This is a genomic window from Cytobacillus dafuensis (assembly GCF_007995155.1).
Classification (GTDB): Bacteria; Bacillota; Bacilli; order Bacillales; family Cytobacillaceae; genus Cytobacillus; species Cytobacillus dafuensis.
The window spans coordinates 3,246,510-3,264,976 of the sequence record NZ_CP042593.1; the positions used below are offsets into that span (position 1 = coordinate 3,246,510).

Below are 18,467 nucleotides of genomic sequence, written 5' to 3' on the forward strand. Positions count from 1 at the left end.
AACTGACTTAACCTTCAATTGGCGGCAAATGAACAAATATTTTTTTACAATCCGCCTGGAGTTCTAACGCTTAACGGAATGTTTTCATATTCTTCTGGATTTAATTGATATACAGATCCATCTGTCACGCCATTAATAATGCTCATTAGACCTGTTTCAACTGTTTTTACGAGCTGGCCTCTCTTCTTTTGACCAAAGCTTTGCGTTTGCCCACTTACTTCAAAAAGTACTGTTCCGCTTCCATTTAATGCAAACGCACCTAAAGCTGTTCCTGGTAAGTCAATATTTTGATCGTACAATGAAATATTTGTAAATACAGAATCGCCTTTTTCCTGTAGTGCGTTATATACCGCTAAATTCAATTGTCTTGAAAAATCATAATTATAGTTCTCAGCGTACGCAGCGTATTTTTCACCGCCAGAGCTATTTGGATGCTTGACGAATTTCCCTGAAATTGACATCGTCACACGATCATCCGTACCTTCTACATAAGGGAATCCTTGATGGTGAAGATCAACGAACACATCCACTTTTCCGAATTGTTCCTTCAAGTCCTTATAAACATTTCTAACTGTTTGCGCTTCAGGTGTAATATACCAGCCGTATTTATTAGATGCTCCTGGGAAATCTTCAGGCTTTGGAACATAGTTCAAGTCTGGATGAAAGTCTCGGTTCACATCAAATCCTGGGTTGAGATTATAATTATAACTTCCAGGATAATTGTAATAATTCCAGGCAGGCTGGACATTTGCTAACTGAGGGAATTTCGCAACTACCTCCGCCCAATCCATGTCATTCGCACGGCGGTCAAGCTCTGAGCCATCAGCGTTCATCATTGGAATGACGACAATTGTCAGCTCATCCAAAATCTTTTTCGCTTCTTGTGAATTGCTTGATCCAAGATTTTGCAAAATGTTTAAAAGGGCAACCGTTCCTGTTTTCTCATTTCCATGAATCTCACTCTCGATTAATACAACCTTATCTCCGTGGCCAACTGTTACCTTATAGATGTCACGCCCTAAATTTGTTTTGCCAGCCGTTTCAACCTTTACTTTGCCTTGGCTAGATTTCTGGATCTGCTCTAGCTTTTTTGTAAGTTGATCATAGTTGATAAACCCTTCAATCGATAGATTATCCCCTTGTTGTGGACTTGGCCCTGTCTCAGCAAAACCAACATTCGGTACAGCCAATAACGATGCAGCTAAAGCAGTTGAACTTAATACCTTCCAAAGCTTATTCATTCTCCATTCCTCCACCCTTTTATATGTAAAATCAATGTAAGATTTCTACGATATTTCTCTGTTTCCTCCTGCTTTTTTGAAAATGAATACATAAGACTAAATAAGAAAAAAACCACTCGGTAACTAAGTATTTGTTATTTTCAGTTTATTTACAAATATAAGTTCTATCGGACTATTTCTAGTCACGAAACTTTCTACTCACTAAATATATAGAAGAAAATGTAGTAAAATATAATGGAGGAAAAGAAATAGGCCATTTTGATATATTAATATTAATTAATATGGCTGTGTTAAAGCTCAGTGTTTAAAATACTATTTAGTTGTTGATTGGAGCGGAAGGCGCGAGACTCCTGCGGGAGAAGCGAGTCAAAGGGAGACCCCGCAGGAGCGATAGCGACGAGGAGGCTTCCGGACCGCCCGCGGAAAGCGAGTGCCTGCAGCGGAAATCAACAGGGAAGTTTAACATAGCCATTAAAATAAGGAGGCATTTTCGATGGAAGCAAAGCTTTTTACCCCTTTTACAATAAAAAATACGACATTTAAGAACAGAATTGTCATGTCCCCGATGTGTATGTATTCCTGCTCAAATGAAGATGGCATGGTTGAGAATTGGCATCGGACTCATTATTCAAGCCGTGCGGTGGGCCAGGTTGGGATGATTATTGTGGAGGCAACCGCTGTTACTCCTCAAGGACGAATTTCGCCAAAAGACCTTGGTATCTGGAGTGACGAGCATATTGATGGTTTGAAGGAACTTACCAAATTAATGAAAGAGCATGGTGCTGCACCTGGCATCCAGCTTGCCCATGCAGGCAGAAAAGCCGTGCTTGAAGGTGAAATCATTGCCCCTTCTGCCATTCCATTTAATGAAAAAAGCAAAACACCTAATGAAATGACTTTAGATGATATTCATAAAACAATTGAAGCCTTCAAGCAAGGGGCAACACGTGCCAAAAAAGCTGGATTTGAAGTCATTGAAATTCACGGAGCTCATGGATATTTAATCAATGAATTTTTATCACCGCTGTCAAATAAACGGAATGATGAGTACGGTGGGACTATGGAAAATCGATACCGATTCTTGCGTGAAGTGATTGAAGCGATACAATCCGTATGGGACGGCCCGCTTTTCGTTAGAATTTCAGCAAACGATTACCATGAAGAAGGCTTAACAGTTGAGGATTATGTACAAATGAGCAGTTGGATGAAGGAACAAGGAATTGACCTTATTGATTGCAGTTCAGGTGCAGTTGTACCAGCAAGGATCCATACATACCCGGGATACCAAGTAAAATTCTCTGAAAAAATTAAGCATGAAGCTGATATTGCTACGGGTGCTGTTGGCTTGATTACCTCTCCCTTACATGCAGAAGAGATTCTGCAAAATGATCGTGCTGACTTAATTTTCCTTGCACGTGAATTGCTTCGTGACCCATACTGGCCGCGAACTGCCGCGAAAGAATTAGGAGTGGATATTGAAGCGCCAAAGCAATATGAGCGCGGATGGTATTAATATATTAAAGGGATGGATACAATTGTTCCATCCCCTTTTCTCTAAATAATATCTAATGAATCTATGAACACAGCAATAATTATTAAAGGTATGATATAACGTAATAAAAAGTGCCAGCATGTGAAAACAAAATTTAATCCCTTTGATCCTTGAATCATTTCACTTCTCAATAGATCCTTCTTCATTTTAAAGGAAACGAAGATAGAGATGAGCAGGGCTCCAATCGGCATCAGAATATTGCTGACAAGGAAATCTGCGCTGTCAAAAATATTTTTCCCAAAAAACGTGATGTCTGAAAGTACATTGAAAGATAAAGCCGAAGGAATCCCAACTATAAAAATCGCAGCTCCTATGATCCATGACATCGTGCTGCGCCCTTTCGACTTCTTAGTAGTGGTAGCTGCCACTACGATTTCAAGCATTGAAAATGCCGAGGTTAGGGTCGCAAATAAGAACAAGGCTAAGAAGAGCAGCAAAAAGATTTTCCCAAAAATAATTTGATCGAAAACAGATGGCAACACAATAAATAATAATCCCGGTCCTTCTTCAGGCTCGAAGCCCAATGAAAACACAGCTGGGAAAATAGCTAATCCAGCTAGGATTGAAATGATTAGATTCATAATAACAACTGAAAAAGCTGGTTGGAGAAGACTTTCTTTCTTCGATAAATAAGAGCTGTACGTTACCATGCAAGAAACCCCTACGCTTAATGAGAAGAATGACTGCCCCATCGCATATAAGACGGTTTTAGAAGTCAGGCTTGAAAAATCCGGTTTTAAGAAGAACCGTACCCCATCTATCGCATGATCTAATGTGAGAGAACGTACAATTAATACAATAAATAATAAAAACAAGGCAGGCATTAATATTTTACTAACCTTCTCGATTCCTTTTTGTACACCTCTTGCGACTACAACAATCGTGATGACCATGAATAGTCCTTGGGATATAAGAACGGATGCCGAATCAGATACTGAGCTGTTAAACAAGGCTGCATAATCGCCAGTCATTTTACCTGAAACCGTATAATATAAATATTGAATAATCCAGCCGCCAATGACACTATAGAAAGATAGTAAAAGAAAGCAGGTAAAGACGCCGAGATAACCAATCCAATGCCATTTTGTTCCCGGAGCAATCGCTTTGTAAGCAGAAATTGCTTCTTTTCCAGTGCTGCGTCCTATAACAAATTCACCTAATAATAACGGGAAACCAATAAGCAGAGAAAATATTAAAAATAATAGAATGAATGCACCGCCTCCGCTCATCCCTGTTACATAAGGAAGCTTCCAAATCGCTCCTAGTCCAATCGCAGAACCGGCTGACGCCAATATAAAGCCAATTTTCGAAGACCACTGTTCACCTTGCTGCATAACTTTTCCTCCTTTGGATGGTAAAAACAATTCAGAAATTGGCCAATTTCTTTAATAAAATTTCAATAATACATTAACACATTAACACATTAATAAGATAAAATTATCCTAAAAACCAAAAAAGCCCCACACTTCAAAAGGGACGTGATCATTTCACGCGGTACCACCCTTTTTGAAAGCATGCGACTTTCCACTTAATATGTTAACGGTATAACCGTCTTCACTTCCAATCATGAAAGTAAAGAAAAGCTCCAAGCTGAAATTCATCTTATCTATGTATCAGTTTTCACCAGCCACTGACTCTCTATAAACAGGGAAATAAGACTTAATAGATTCTCTTCATTGCTTTTTAAATATAATATTTATAATAACGAGATTATAGTATATCTTTAAGCAAGTCAATATTATTTTTTGAATTATATCGAAAAATAAAGTAACCAAAAATTTCTAAAAGTCAAAATCCAACCCTTTCCTCGTCCCAAATCCTCCGTAAAGTCGCTTTTTCATTAACAACTACAATTTCAAATACATCCGGATTGCTCAATTCCATCAATTGTTCAAATCCAAAGCACTCGTTAAAATAGCGGAGCATTAAAGTCGTTAAATTACCGTGACTCACTAGAATAATATGATTATCATCCGACTGGATAATCATTTTCAGCATAGAGGCTGCTCTAGCCATTGCAGAATTATTCGATTCTCCCCCTTCAAAAGCAAGGTTTAAATCCTCAAAACTCTTCTTTAGCTTATCTTGCCAATCCTCTAAATTTAATGAGCTCAGGACGCGCTCACCTAGCCTGTCATCCTCAATGATTTGCAAACCTCTCGATTCCGCAAGTGGACCAATGGTGTCAACCGCACGCTTAAAAGGACTAGAATAAATTCGGTCAATTTCTTTATTTTTGAAAAAAGGTACAAGCGAATTTGCTTGTTCCTTGCCTTTTTTCGTAAGATTTGCTGTGATTGGCTGTCCTTCAGCTTGGGCATGCCGGATAAAATAAATGGTTTTTATTTTGAACAGCTCCTATCTATTTTTTAAGTGGAATATGAATTTCTTTAAAATCCTCTGCTATGACCGTATTTTTAAATAGGGTTTGCGCCTCCTGAACAAGTCTACCCCAATCCGTTCGGTCATATCGTGAGCTTATATGTGTAAGACATAGCTTTTCTGCATCTGCTTCCATGGCAACAGCTGCAGCTTGTACAGTAGTGGAATGAAAGTATTCGTAAGCAAGGCTTTCTTCACCAGCTGCGAAGGTGGCTTCATGTATGACCAGATCAGCATTCCTAGCTAATTGGATAGCGGCTTTACATTTTCGCGAATCTCCTAACACTGTTACCACACGGCCTTTTTGAGTGGGCCCTAAAAATACATTTGATTCTATGACTCGACCATCCTCTAACTGTATCGGCTCACCATTTTTAATTTGTTTATAAATTGGTCCAGGCTTAATGCCAGCTTCCATTAGCTTGTCTGCTAATAATGTGCCAGGTCGGTCCTTCTCAATAATTCGGTAGCCATACGAAGGTATTCCATGCTGGAGAAGAAGAGCTTCAACTGCAAATGCCTCATCTTCAAAAATAATTCCCTCTTCAATTTCGATTATGTGTAAAGGATATTTTAAATATGTTTGGCTGACCGATAGCGAAATATCAACATATTCCTTCAATCCTTTAGGCCCATACAAAGTCAATTCTGAATTGCCGCCTTGAAAAGATCGGCTCGATAATAAACCTGGAAGTCCATAAATATGATCACCGTGGAGATGAGTGATGAAAATCTTTTCAATTCTCCGCGGTTTAATTGATGTATGTAAAATTTGGTGCTGTGTCGCTTCCCCACAATCAAAAAGCCAAATTGCTCCCCGTTCTTCAAGAAGCTTCAAGGCAATAGAGGTCACATTCCGTAGCTTCGCTGGCATCCCAGCACCCGTACCTAGAAAAAAAACATCCATAGAAAACTCCCCCTTACAGAGTTCGTCTTAATTAATATACTTACTATACCATATGGGTAATGAGGGATAGTAATCAATTATTCGCGAAAACTATAAGGAAAATTCGCCTAAGTTGAGGAAAATACAGTTTTTTTATATTTAGAAGCTTTTACAATTCCAATAAAAGCAGTAATATTGAAAGGTGTAATTGAATTATCGAATTGAAATGAGGTCCGTAACCGTGATACATAGCGAAAAACCGATGGGATTAATAATGATTTTTGGAGCAACGGGAGATTTAGCAAAGAGGAAGCTATTCCCATCTCTGTATAGATTGTATCAAGAAGGGAGGCTTTCTGAACGATTTGCTGTTATTGGTGTAGCTAGAAGACCGCTTTCGAATGAGGAATTTCAGAAAAATGTTGAGGATTCTGTCCTTACCGCAGTAGGGGAAGCGGGCGATATTAGCGAATTCATCACGCATTTTTACTACCATTCACATGATGTCACAGATTCCAGCTCTTATCTATCCTTAAAAGAAATGGCTCAAAAATTAGATACCCAATATAGCTTAGCAGGCAATAGAATTTTTTATTTAGCGATGGCGCCTGAATTTTTCGGAACGATTGCCGAGCATTTAAAAGTGGACGGGCTTACTGATGTGGATGGCTTCAAACGCCTTGTCATTGAAAAACCATTCGGACATGACCTAGAATCTGCGAAGCAGCTGAATAAACAAATCCGTAAAGCTTTTTCAGAAGATGAAATTTACCGGATCGACCATTATTTAGGCAAAGAAATGGTACAAAATATTGAGGTCATCCGATTTGCGAACGCAATTTTTGAACCGCTATGGAACAATCGCTACATTTCCAATATTCAAGTGACGTCAAGTGAGGTTCTTGGAGTAGAGGAGCGCGGACGCTATTACGAAACGAGCGGTGCTCTTCGTGATATGGTACAAAACCATATGCTTCAAATGGTAGCGCTGCTAGCAATGGAACCCCCTATTCGCCTGACAACGGAAGAAGTTCGCTCCGAAAAAGTAAAGGTACTTAGAGCGATGCGCTCATTAGATGGGGATATGGTAGAGGAGTTTTTCGTACGCGGACAATATGATAAGGGTGTAATGGATAATGAAGAGGTTCCTGCTTATCGCGAGGAGCCGATGGTCGATCCAGCTTCAAATACGGAGTCCTTTGTTGCCGGTAAGCTTTTAATCGACAACTTTCGCTGGGCGGGGGTACCATTCTATATCCGTACAGGAAAAAGAATGAAGACAAAGTCAACCAAAATTGTGATTCAATTCAAAGATATTCCAATGAATTTGTATTACAAATCCGAACAAACATTAAATCCAAACCTGCTCGTCATCCATATTCAGCCTGAAGAGGGCATTACCCTTTATTTAAATGCGAAAAAAACGGGTCAGCATATGAATGCAACACCGATTAAATTAAATTTTTCCAATAAGGGAGTTCACGGAATTAATACTCCTGAAGCATATGAAAAGCTATTATTCGATTGTATGCGCGGTGACGCGACTAATTTTACCCATTGGGATGAGGTTGCTCTTTCTTGGAGCTTTGTCGATAAAATTTCTGAAGTGTGGGAAAACACCAAAGCGAAAAACTTCCCGAATTACGAATCTGGAACAATGGGACCAAAAGAAGCGGATCAATTATTAAAAAAAGACGGATTTTTCTGGTGGCCTGTGACTGATTTAGATGTGGAGAATTGCTAAAACAGCTTACTAGAAAGCGTAAGTGCATTAATCCATATAGAAAATAGTATTTTAAAAAATCGATTGGATTAAAAATCCAATCGATTTTTTTATTTATTTTTCCATCCAATTCGTATGGAACACGCCCTCTTTATCTACTCGCTGATACGTATGTGCACCAAAATAGTCGCGTTGTGCCTGTATCAAGTTAGCAGGCAGTACTTCCATGCGATAACTGTCATAATAAGACATTGCAGCAGAGAAGCAAGGGACAGGAATTCCATTTTGAATAGCCACACTAATGATCTCACGAAGGGCAGCCTGGTAGCTTTCCACAATCTCCTTGAAATATGGGTCAAGGAGAAGATTTTTCAAATATGGATCACGATCATAGGCATCCTTAATTTTTTGAAGGAACTGCGCGCGAATAATACAGCCTCCACGGAAGATCATTGCGATGTCACCATAGCGTAAATCCCAGCCGAATTCTTCAGAGGCAGCCCTCATTTGCGCGAATCCTTGAGCATAAGAGCAGATTTTACTCATATACAGAGCTTTGCGAACAGATTCGATAAATGACTTCTTGTCTCCTGAAAATGCTGCTTTTGACGGCCCGCTCAATATTTTACTAGCCTCGACGCGTTCATCTTTCATAGCAGATATAAAGCGAGCAAACACCGATTCTGTAATAATAGGCAGCGGCACACCCATATCTAATGCACTTTGACTAGTCCACTTGCCAGTACCCTTTTGACCAGCTGTATCAAGAATAACATCCACTAATGGCTTGCCTGTTGCCTCGTCCTTCTTCATAAAAATATCTGCTGTAATTTCAACTAAATAGCTGTCAAGCTCGCCTTTATTCCAATCAACAAATACCTCATGCAGTTCATCTGCATTTAGGCCAAGAATATGCTTCAAAATAAAATACGATTCACCGATTAATTGCATATCCCCATATTCAATACCATTATGAACCATTTTCACATAATGGCCCGCCCCATCAGGCCCAATATAGGTCGTACACGGTTCACCATTTACTTTAGCAGAAATATCTTTGAAAATCGGAGCAATAAGTTCATAAGCTTCCTTTTGTCCACCAGGCATTAACGATGGCCCTAGTAATGCCCCCTCTTCACCGCCAGAAACCCCTGACCCGATAAAGTGGAAACCTAATTCACTTAATTCTTTATTGCGTCGTTGTGTGTCTGTGAAAAGAGTATTTCCTCCATCAATAATGATATCACCCTTGTCGAGCAGAGGTTTTAATTGCTCAATCGTGCTGTCTGTAGGTGCTCCTGCTTTCACCATCAGCATGATTTTTCTCGGTTTCTCAAGAGATTGGACAAAATCCTCCAACGAATATGTACCATTAATATTTTTACCTTTTACTTCGTTAAGCATTTCATCCGTTTTTTCGCGTGAACGGTTGTAGACAGACACGGAATAACCCTTACTCTCAATGTTCATAGCCAAATTTTTTCCCATGACCGCTAAGCCAATTACGCCAAATTGTGATTTTGCCATTTTCTAACGTCCCTTCTAGCCTATAATCCACTTTACTTTAGCAAGATTGAAAAGTATATGCAATTATTTATTATCTTTTTTATCAGGTAAATCTCGCAGAAAATCTTTATTAAAACTTGTTTCCGCACCAATATTTTCCTGTTGTTTTTTCAATTCAGGCATTCCTGAAGCACTTTCAATAATTTGCGAGCCGTATTTCCTGCGTAAATTATTTAATGCTTTATAAAGCGGTTCCTTCTTTGCTTCTTTTTCAAAGCTAAAAAGATCTAGCTGCTTAACCGCCTCATTCTGTTCCACTAAATCCATTCCAGTTATACCTAGCAAACGGATTGAATCGCCATTCCAATGCTTTAAAAACAACTGCTTCGCCGCTTCAAAAATTTCTTCACTCTTCTGAATAGGATTTGCAAGTTTTTTGCTTCTTGTTATTGTTTTTCTATCTTTATAACGAATCATGACACTTAATGAAGTTGCGAGAACCTTTTTTCTTTTTAGCCTGACGGAAACGGTCCCTGCAAGATTTTCTATGACACGAAGGAGCTCCTGTTGATTGGAATTGTCCCTTGGTAAAGTAGTAGAATTCCCAATACTCTTAAATTCAGCAGCAGCGTCAGGATCAACATGCCTTCTGTCATTTCCATTGGCTCTTTCCTTTAGACGAAGGCCATTGATTCCAAGTGTTGATTTAAGCTGGATTTCACTTGCTTTTGCTAAATCACCAATCGTTTTAATCTCTAAGCTGCGTAACTTTTCACCCGTCTTCTTACCGACCCCATGCATTTCCTCTACATCAAGCGGCCAAAGTATCTTTGGAACATCCCTTTTTCTTAAGACTGTTATTCCCATTGGCTTCTTCATGTTTGAAGCCATTTTTGCTAGAAACTTATTCGGTGCAACCCCAATACTACAGGGGAGATCGAGCCGTTCGAAAATCTGCTTTTGAATCGTTTCAGCAATTTCAAGAGGGGCTCCGTGCTCAAAGCTTTCCGTTATATCAATATAGCCTTCATCAATTGATACAGGTTCAACAAGGGAAGAATATTCATTTAATATTTCGAACATGCCAATAGATGCGGCTCGGTATCGATCAAAATTAGGTTTTTTCACGATTAGCTGTGGGCAAAGCTTTTTCGCCTCCCATAGGGTCATCGTTGTTTTCACCCCAAAGCTTCTTGCCTCATAGCTGCATGTAACAATGATTCCTCTACGTTCCTCAGGATTGCCTGCAATAGCCAGAGGCATTCCTTTCAGTGAAGGATCATAAGCCATTTCAACTGACGCATAAAAGCTATTCATATCCACATGTAAAATAACTCGGCCATTTTTAGGATACATTTGTTTCATGCCTGCACTTCCCTGTTCTTATTCTGCTACTATTTTAACAAAATAATAAGGTTCCTATCATCTATTGACTAAATTGAGTTAGAATGTGCTTTCTTGCTTAAGCCGATTAAAAACAAAACAGAGGATGCCTTAAACAATCCCCTGTTAATAAGAAATTATGTATTTTTTTGCTCTTTCATATATTCCTGAATCTCTCTAATACCTTCAAGAGACTGTACCATCTGGGTTGGATTAATTAAAGTGATGATTCTCGAATCCAAGTTAGCAATTCCAGTAAAATAAGTTGTCTTTTTATAAGCAATAAGACCTAATTGTTTCATTTTATCTTGAGGTATATCAATTATTTCCTTCGCATCTGCAACGACTACACCAATTGAAAGTTCATCAGTTTGTAATACAATAATTTTCGTTGATTCATCAAAATTAATAGATTGATTATAAAGAACCCTTTCAAAATCAATAACTGGGATAAGCTCTCCCCTTACTTTAAATATCCCATTTACATAAGCAGGTAAATGCGGTATTGGTGTAATTCCTTCCATTTTCTCAATTGATGTGACAAATCGGATTGGAATGGCGTATTCCTCATTCCCAACTTGAAAAACAACAACTTTATTTGTCTCTTCCAAAATAAAACCTCCAGTATCCAAGTGGGCATTTTCCCCTATATCAATATTACTAAAGAAGGAGGAATTTTTGAAGAGAATTTATCTGTGATACTGAAAAACTTAGACTTCGGTGATTTTTTCAAAAAAATAGAGTGAAAATCCTATAAGATTTCACACTCTATTTTTTACAACTAGATTATGCAGCGATTTCTTCGATGATCGCAATAACCATTTCAGCTAGCTTATTCAGTTCTTCAATTGGCATGCGTTCGTTCGTCGTGTGGATTTCCTCGTAACCGACTGCCAGGTTAACGGTTGGAATACCAAAGCCTGCAATTACGTTTGCATCACTGCCGCCACCGCTATTTAATAATTCACAGCTACGGCCAATTTTTGCTGCTGCTCTACGTGCAACTTCGACAACATGGTCTTCTTCACTAAATTTAAAACCAGGGTACATAACTTGAACTTCAACTTCTGCTTTTCCGCCCATTTCATTAGCAGCACTTTCAAAAGCTTCCTTCATTTTACGTACTTGCTCTTCCATTTTCTCATTAATTAAAGAGCGAGCCTCTGCTAGAATATCAACACGATCACATACGATATTCGTTTGTGTTCCACCTTCAAAGCGGCCAATATTTGCCGTTGTTTCCTCATCAATTCGACCTAAAGGCATTCTTGAGATCGCCTTAGACGCAATTGTAATAGCAGAAACGCCTTTTTCTGGAGCAACACCTGCATGTGCTGTTTTTCCAAAAATCGTCGCCTTCACTTTTGCTTGAGTTGGTGCTGCAACAATAATATTTCCTACTTTGCCATCGCTATCTAATGCATAGCCATATTTAGCAGTAACTAATGATGAATCAAGGGCTTTTGCTCCTACTAATCCTGATTCTTCACCAACAGTAATAATAAATTGAATAGTTCCATGAGGAATACTTTGCTCTTTTAATACCTTAATAATTTCAAGCATGACAGCCAGCCCTGTTTTATCATCTGCTCCTAGAATAGTTGTACCATCTGATACAACATAGCCGTCCTTGATTGAAGGCTTTACACCTTTTGCAGGAACTACTGTATCCATATGAGAAGTAAAGTAGATCGTGTCAACACCTTCTTTTGTTCCTTGAAGCGTACAAATCAGGTTGCCTGCACCATGACCTGTCTGTGCTGTTGTATCATCCTCAAAAACTTCAACACCTAAATCACTGAATTTTTTCTTTAAAACTTTTGCAATTTCTGTTTCATATTTTGTTTCAGAATCGATTTGTACAAGCTCTAAAAATTCGTTAAGCAAGCGCTCTTGATTAATCATTACTATTGCCTCCAATATTATACGTTTACTTTATTAGTATACATTTATAAACTCTAATTGCAAAAGATAAAACTAAGGCATTCGCCAAAAGGAATTGGTGAACGCCTAGTTTTTTTTCATATTACAACGGGATATTTCCATGCTTCTTCTTTGGTCTTGATTCCTGTTTATTCCTAAGCATTTCTAAAGATTGGATAAGCTTGGTTCTTGTCTCGCGTGGATCAATCACATCGTCGACCATTCCTCTGCTTGCAGCGACATAAGGATTCGCAAATTTCTCGCGGTATTCTTCAATTTTCTGTGCCCTTGTAGCTTCTGGATCATCACTGTTTTGAATTTCTCTAGCAAAAATAATATTTGCAGCTCCTTGTGGGCCCATTACTGCAACTTCCGCATTTGGCCATGCAAAAACCAGATCAGCTCCAATTGCTTTACTATTTAAAGCAACGTAGGCACCACCGAAGGCTTTTCGTAAAATAACGGTAAGCTTCGGAACAGTTGCTTCGGAATAAGCATAAAGAATTTTCGCGCCGTGACGGATAATTCCCCCATGCTCCTGTTTTACTCCAGGGAAGAAACCCGTAACATCTTCAAATGTTATAATCGGAATGTTGAAGGAGTCACAAAAACGAATAAATCTTGCCGCTTTATCAGATGAATCGATATCTAATCCCCCAGCCATAAATTTCGGCTGATTACACACAAGACCAACAACCTCCCCTTTCATTCTCGCTAAACCAACTACTATGTTTTTGGCAAAATCCTGCTGAACCTCCATAAAGGAGCCAGCATCCACTACCTGCTCGATGACTTTACGGACATCGTATGGCCGTACAGCATCAAATGGAATGATATCTGTTAAGTCAGGACGGTAATCATCATCTTCAGCTGCCTCTGCCATCGGAGGCTTTTCATTATTATTCTGCGGCAGGAAGCTTAATAATCGGCGAACCTGTTCGATGACCTCAGCTTCAGTCTTTCCTTTAAAATGTGCATTACCGCTTATGGTATTATGTACACTCGCCCCACCAAGATCTTCAGACGAAATTTTTTCACCTGTTACCGTTTCAATAACCTTCGGACCGGTAATAAACATCTGACTTGTCTTCTCTACCATGAAAACAAAATCCGTAATTGCTGGCGAATAAACGGCACCACCGGCACAAGGTCCCATGATCACTGAAATCTGTGGAATCACACCCGAGTATATCGAATTCCTGTAAAAAATATGTCCATAGCCATCCAGAGAAACTACACCTTCTTGAATCCTTGCCCCACCAGAATCATTTAAGCCCACAAATGGAGTGCCATTTTGTGCTGCTAAATCCATAACATTCGCAATTTTTTTTGCATGCATTTCCCCTAGTGCTCCGCCAAACACTGTGAAATCTTGTGAGAATAGAAAAATGGGCCTCCCATTCACTTTTCCATAGCCAGTTACAACACCATCTCCAGGCCCTTTTTGACTCTCAAGTCCAAAGTCTGTACAACGATGCTCAATAAAAGGATTAAGCTCAACAAATGTTCCTGGATCAACTAATAGTTCAATCCGCTCCCTAGCAGTAAGCTTTCCTTTTTCATGTTGCTTTTCAATTCTCTCATCTCCACCTCCTAATTCAATTTCTCTCCTGCGATCATATAATTCATTTATTTTCTCATAGATATCTGCCATTATTGCTCCAATCCTTTCTTTTCACAAAATTCATAAAGAACGCTGCCAGTTGATTTCGGATGCATGAATGCTACTTCAGCACCGCCTGCCCCAATTTTTGGCGTGTCCTGAATCATTCTAATTCCTTTTTCCTTCATTTCATTGATACGGTCTTGAATGGATTCAACACCTAAGGCCACATGATGAAGACCTTCGCCGCGTTTTTCTATGAACTTTGCTACAGCACTTTCCTGGCTTGTTGGCTCTAATAACTCGAGCTTTGTTTCACCAGCTTTTAGAAAGGCTACTTTTAGCTTTTCGCTTTCCACTTCTTCAATTCCTAAAAGTGGAAGCTTAAGAATTTCCGTATAAAAAGGCAGTGCCTCATTAAGTGAGCGAACTGCAATCCCGATATGGTCTACTTTTTTGATCATAGTTGGTTTTTCCTCCAATTTGCTTAATAAATCACTACCTTTAAAAATTATAATCTTTTCTGACAATAATAAAAATATATTTACATTAAGAATTCTCTAATAATGTCGAAAATTCCTTTAAAAATCGAACGGTTGTTCATTTTCGTTTTTCTTAGTAGAATAGGATTAAGGAAAAATAGATTGAGGAGGAATTTATTTGTCTAATAAAAAAATGCGAAAAATTGTTGTTTATTTAATGATTTTTGCTATGTTAGCTTCTTCTTTGGCCGTGGGCGCGACATTGTTCTTATAGTAGATCTTTGTTAATCATAAAGAAAACTCGCCGATTTGCGAGCCTTGGAAAGGCGAAGACAGAGGCGTAGTTGCACTTATACTTAATTCCTAAAATTGGCAACTACATCGAATCACCTTCTGCGCTGACAATTTATACTTTCTTAACGTGTAAAAAAAGGGACTGTCTCTAAACAGTCCCTTTAATCATTTTTTATCGCTGATTAACTAGAGTAAGACTTCCATTGGAAATTTCACTTAATCGCCCCATATGCTCTCCCGATCTGTTCAAAGTTATCAGGAGAAGTAACTATTAAAATTTTTGTACCAATTGGAACAAAATCAAATAAGGATTCTACCGCCTCATTTTGTAATCGGATACAGCCCTGAGATACATATTTTCCAATCGAGGATGGATCGTTTGTACCATGAATCCCATAGATCCTTCCATCTGTTTCCGCAGCATCAAAGCCAATCCATCTTGTACCTAACGGATTATTAGGATCTCCACCCTTAATATCCTTCTTACGGTAGTATGGCTCCACAGCTTTTACCGTAATAGTAAAAAATCCTTCCGGTGTTAAATCTTCCGTTTTTCCAGTTGCTGCAGCCATTACCGTTTGCACTTTATTGTCTTTAATATAGGCCACTTCGTTGTTTTTTTTATTTACGATAATAAATGGATCTCCTGGCATTGGGTTTTGTCCTAATGGCCAAATTGGGGAAAAGATAAAAGTAAGGCAAACAGCTGAAATTATTTTTAGCATGTTATCACCAACTATTTTCTAGAAGGAGTTCCTTCTTTTGTTTTTCCCTTAGTTTTTACCAGAATTAGCATGAACATGCACTTTTTTGCCTTTGGGCAGCTCTTTAGTTGAGCTTTTAATCCATAAATACTGTTCCATTTCTCGAACAAATTGAAAAAGGGCAGCCCTTGCTTCAAATTCCTGTCTAGTCTTAGGTAATTCCATTCTTTTAAAAGAAGCTTTCATGACGAAAAGCTTGTCTAAGAAGTAATCAGCTGTATTTCCAGGATGAATATTTTCCGCTAGTTCTTCAATAAAGTCAGCTATCATCTCCCCCTGTTCAACCGTATGTGAGATTGAAGTGACGATTGGCAGTACACGTTCAATAATTTCAAATTGTTTTTCCCTCATTTTAAAATAGTGAAAATAAACATTTTCATTTCGGAGGAAATGATTTTCAACATCTCGAAATGCTAATGATTCAGCCTGTTCAATTAATTTTGTCGTTTCAGTAATCTCGTACCCATCCCAGTCGCTTTCATTAGTCCGTAAATATTTAACAATTTCATCAAAAATTCTTTTGAAATTCTCTTCTATTTGCACCTGATATTCTCTGAGCTTAAGATCAAGGCTAGGCATAAAAATATTGGCGACAAGCGCAACACCGATTCCGATCGTAATGATGCCTATTTCATTCAAAATAATATCCCATGTCATTTGGCCAGCTGCGTAAATATGCAATATGATTACACTGCTAGTAACAATTCCATCGCTTTTCCTAAGCATAACAGCAGTAGGAATAAATAAAAGAAGCAATAGTCCAATCATTAATGGATGGTAGGCGATGCCTTCGAAAATAATTGCACAAAAAACCATTGCTAATAAACAAGCAAAAAAACGATCCCACGACGCTCGAAGTGATTTCTTTTTCGTTACTTGTATACAAAGTATTGTTATTATTCCAGCTGATGTGAAGTTTTCAAAACCTAGAATTTGAGCCAAAATAATCGCTGCTGAAGTGCCAATTGCTGTTTTTATGGTTCGATATCCAATACGAAACTTCATATGTATAAACTCCTATTTATGTCCATTATCCTGCGATATAATTATATAGCTTCTTATTAAATTATGTCCAAAAAAAAGAAGATGATCAATAGAGATCATCTTCATAATACTAAATTATCGAAATTAATGGGTAAAAAACAATACACTATTCACTTTATAATACTTTATTCAAGAAATCCTTTGCCCGATCTGATGATGGATTTGTAAAGAATTCATTAGGTGGAGCATCCTCCACAAGAGCCCCGCCGTCCAAAAAAAGAACACGATCAGCAACTTCTCTCGCAAATCCCATTTCGTGCGTGACTATTGCCATTGTCATTCCAGTATCGGCTAAGGTTTTCATAACATCTAACACCTCTTTAACCATCTCTGGGTCAAGAGCAGATGTCGGCTCATCAAATAACATCACTTCTGGCTCCATCGCAAGCGCCCGAGCGATGGCTACCCTTTGCTTTTGCCCCCCTGACAACCGATTTGGATAAGTATCGGCTTTGTCAGACAATCCAACTTTACTTAATAGCTCCATCCCAATTTTTTCAGCTTCAGGCTTAGAAAGGCCTCTCACATTCATAGGAGCATACGTTAAATTTTGTAGGACTGTTTTATGGGGAAAAAGGTGAAAATGCTGAAAAACCATTCCAACATTTTGACGAACCTTCATAATATTTGTTTTTTTATCTGTTATCTCTTGATCACTAATCCAAATTCGTCCATTTGTTGGCTTCTCTAAAAAATTGATACAGCGGAGAAAAGTCGATTTCCCTGAACCAGATGGACCGATAATGGCAACGACCTCTCCATCTTTAATTGTAGTTGAAATACCTTTTAATACTTCAAGCTTTCCGAACTGTTTAAATAAATTTTCAATTTTAATCACCGCGTCTCATCCTTCTTTCTAATGCTTTTCCGAGGATTGTTAAAACGATTACCATTAAGTAATAAATGAGACCTGCTAATAATAATGGCTCAATGAAGCGGAACTTGTCCGCACCAACTTGATAAGCTCTGCGCATGATATCCATAACTCCGATCGTTGTCACGATCGCAGATTCCTTTGTTAAGGTGATGAACTCATTTAATAATGCTGGCAAAATATTTTTCAATGCTTGCGGCAAAATGATATGAAGCATCATCTTTCTGTACGGAACTCCAAGTGCCATTGCGGCCTCACTTTGTCCCTTATCAACGGCTAGAATTCCAGCACGAATGATTTCTGAAATATACGCTGCAGAATTCAACCCAAATGCCGAAACAGCTGCTGTAATTGGTTCGATTTGATAACCAAAGACTTGTGGTGATCCAAAATAAATGATCATTAACTGCAAAACTAAGGGCGTGCCACGAAATATGGATGTGTAGGCATCAGCAAACCAAACAAGTGGTTTAAATGAACTAATTTTAAAAAGTGATAAAATAATTCCAAGTAAAAACCCTACTAAACCTGCTAGTCCTACAATTTGGAGCGTAACACCTATACCTTTTAAAATATACGGCAGGGAAGGGAGAATGGAAGAAAAATCAAGATTCATCCGGAAACTCAGTCCTCTCACTATCTAAGTAATCTATTGGGAAAAATTAGTGTTCGCCAATTCCTTCCACGAATGCTTAGATTTTCTTATGCGATTTTCTAAACAGTAAATATATCTGCAATCATGTTGTATTCATACGAAAAGTAAGTTATCTCCCCTCGTAAGCTAAGGGCAAAAACGTTCAGAAGCTTTGA

Annotated in this window: 17 protein-coding genes and 1 other annotated feature; of the genes, 3 read left to right on the plus strand and 14 right to left on the minus strand. The window is 38.5% G+C overall.

Going from position 1 to position 18,467, the window contains the following annotated elements:
* Positions 1–44: 44 nt before the first annotated feature.
* Positions 45–1,241 carry a M14 family zinc carboxypeptidase gene (locus FSZ17_RS15500; protein ID WP_057771460.1) on the minus strand — a complete coding sequence of 399 codons (1,197 nt, stop codon included), beginning with the start codon at positions 1,239–1,241 and terminating at the stop codon, positions 45–47.
* A gap of 493 nt (positions 1,242–1,734) precedes the next feature.
* Here FSZ17_RS15500 and namA point away from each other — a divergent pair, with 493 nt between their 5' ends.
* Entirely contained in the window at positions 1,735–2,754 is a 1,020-nt protein-coding gene (gene namA / locus FSZ17_RS15510) for an NADPH dehydrogenase NamA (RefSeq protein WP_057771461.1), read from the plus strand.
* Between the two features lie 41 nt (positions 2,755–2,795).
* Here the strand turns inward: namA and FSZ17_RS15515 are convergent, their stop codons facing one another.
* The 3 genes from FSZ17_RS15515 to rnz all read right to left on the minus strand — a co-directional run bounded on the left by FSZ17_RS15515 (position 2,796) and on the right by rnz (position 6,082).
* Positions 2,796–4,127, minus strand: a complete 1,332-nt coding sequence (locus FSZ17_RS15515; RefSeq protein WP_057771462.1) for a sodium-dependent transporter — start codon at positions 4,125–4,127, stop codon at positions 2,796–2,798.
* A 135-nt stretch (positions 4,128–4,262) separates the two neighbouring features.
* Positions 4,263–4,479: a binding site (T-box leader), on the minus strand.
* Positions 4,480–4,581: 102 nt separating this feature from the next.
* Positions 4,582–5,148, minus strand: a complete 567-nt coding sequence (locus tag FSZ17_RS15520; protein ID WP_322107615.1) for a histidine phosphatase family protein — start codon at positions 5,146–5,148, stop codon at positions 4,582–4,584.
* A 7-nt stretch (positions 5,149–5,155) separates the two neighbouring features.
* Entirely contained in the window at positions 5,156–6,082 is a 927-nt protein-coding gene (gene rnz, locus FSZ17_RS15525; protein ID WP_057771464.1) for a ribonuclease Z, read from the minus strand.
* 253 nt (positions 6,083–6,335) lie between these two features.
* Here rnz and zwf point away from each other — a divergent pair, with 253 nt between their 5' ends.
* On the plus strand, positions 6,336–7,805 hold the full coding sequence (gene zwf / locus FSZ17_RS15530; RefSeq protein WP_057771539.1) for a glucose-6-phosphate dehydrogenase: 1,470 nt from the start codon (positions 6,336–6,338) through the stop codon (positions 7,803–7,805).
* Between the two features lie 93 nt (positions 7,806–7,898).
* On the opposite strand, the gene gndA is transcribed toward zwf, so the two are convergent.
* The 6 genes from gndA to mce all read right to left on the minus strand — a co-directional run bounded on the left by gndA (position 7,899) and on the right by mce (position 14,663).
* Complete coding sequence (gene gndA, locus FSZ17_RS15535) at positions 7,899–9,311, minus strand: NADP-dependent phosphogluconate dehydrogenase (protein ID WP_057771465.1); 1,413 nt, start codon at positions 9,309–9,311, stop codon at positions 7,899–7,901.
* A 63-nt stretch (positions 9,312–9,374) separates the two neighbouring features.
* Positions 9,375–10,655: a DNA polymerase IV gene (locus FSZ17_RS15540; protein WP_057771466.1), complete on the minus strand. Its 1,281-nt coding sequence runs from the start codon at positions 10,653–10,655 to the stop codon at positions 9,375–9,377.
* Between the two features lie 155 nt (positions 10,656–10,810).
* Positions 10,811–11,284, minus strand: a complete 474-nt coding sequence (locus FSZ17_RS15545; protein WP_057771540.1) for a chemotaxis protein CheW — start codon at positions 11,282–11,284, stop codon at positions 10,811–10,813.
* Positions 11,285–11,459: 175 nt separating this feature from the next.
* Positions 11,460–12,578 carry a tripeptidase T gene (locus FSZ17_RS15550; protein WP_057771467.1) on the minus strand — a complete coding sequence of 373 codons (1,119 nt, stop codon included), beginning with the start codon at positions 12,576–12,578 and terminating at the stop codon, positions 11,460–11,462.
* Positions 12,579–12,699: 121 nt separating this feature from the next.
* Positions 12,700–14,250 carry an acyl-CoA carboxylase subunit beta gene (locus tag FSZ17_RS15555; protein WP_057771468.1) on the minus strand — a complete coding sequence of 517 codons (1,551 nt, stop codon included), beginning with the start codon at positions 14,248–14,250 and terminating at the stop codon, positions 12,700–12,702.
* On the minus strand, positions 14,250–14,663 hold the full coding sequence (gene mce, locus FSZ17_RS15560; RefSeq protein WP_057771469.1) for a methylmalonyl-CoA epimerase: 414 nt from the start codon (positions 14,661–14,663) through the stop codon (positions 14,250–14,252). Before mce ends, FSZ17_RS15555 begins: the two co-directional genes overlap by 1 nt.
* A 211-nt stretch (positions 14,664–14,874) precedes the next feature.
* Between mce and prli42 the strand changes: the two genes are divergently transcribed.
* The gene (gene prli42, locus FSZ17_RS23495) at positions 14,875–14,955 is read left to right on the plus strand and encodes a stressosome-associated protein Prli42 (RefSeq protein WP_156416236.1); all 81 of its coding nucleotides are present in this window, start codon (positions 14,875–14,877) and stop codon (positions 14,953–14,955) included.
* A 232-nt stretch (positions 14,956–15,187) separates the two neighbouring features.
* Here prli42 and FSZ17_RS15565 read toward each other — a convergent pair whose 3' ends face one another.
* The 4 genes from FSZ17_RS15565 to FSZ17_RS15580 all read right to left on the minus strand — a co-directional run bounded on the left by FSZ17_RS15565 (position 15,188) and on the right by FSZ17_RS15580 (position 18,273).
* Entirely contained in the window at positions 15,188–15,700 is a 513-nt protein-coding gene (locus FSZ17_RS15565; protein WP_057771470.1) for a L,D-transpeptidase, read from the minus strand.
* Between the two features lie 48 nt (positions 15,701–15,748).
* Positions 15,749–16,744, minus strand: a complete 996-nt coding sequence (locus tag FSZ17_RS15570; protein ID WP_057771471.1) for an aromatic acid exporter family protein — start codon at positions 16,742–16,744, stop codon at positions 15,749–15,751.
* Between the two features lie 154 nt (positions 16,745–16,898).
* Complete coding sequence (locus tag FSZ17_RS15575) at positions 16,899–17,621, minus strand: amino acid ABC transporter ATP-binding protein (RefSeq protein ID WP_057771472.1); 723 nt, start codon at positions 17,619–17,621, stop codon at positions 16,899–16,901.
* Entirely contained in the window at positions 17,614–18,273 is a 660-nt protein-coding gene (locus FSZ17_RS15580; RefSeq protein ID WP_057771473.1) for an amino acid ABC transporter permease, read from the minus strand. Before FSZ17_RS15580 ends, FSZ17_RS15575 begins: the two co-directional genes overlap by 8 nt.
* Positions 18,274–18,467 lie beyond the last annotated feature (194 nt).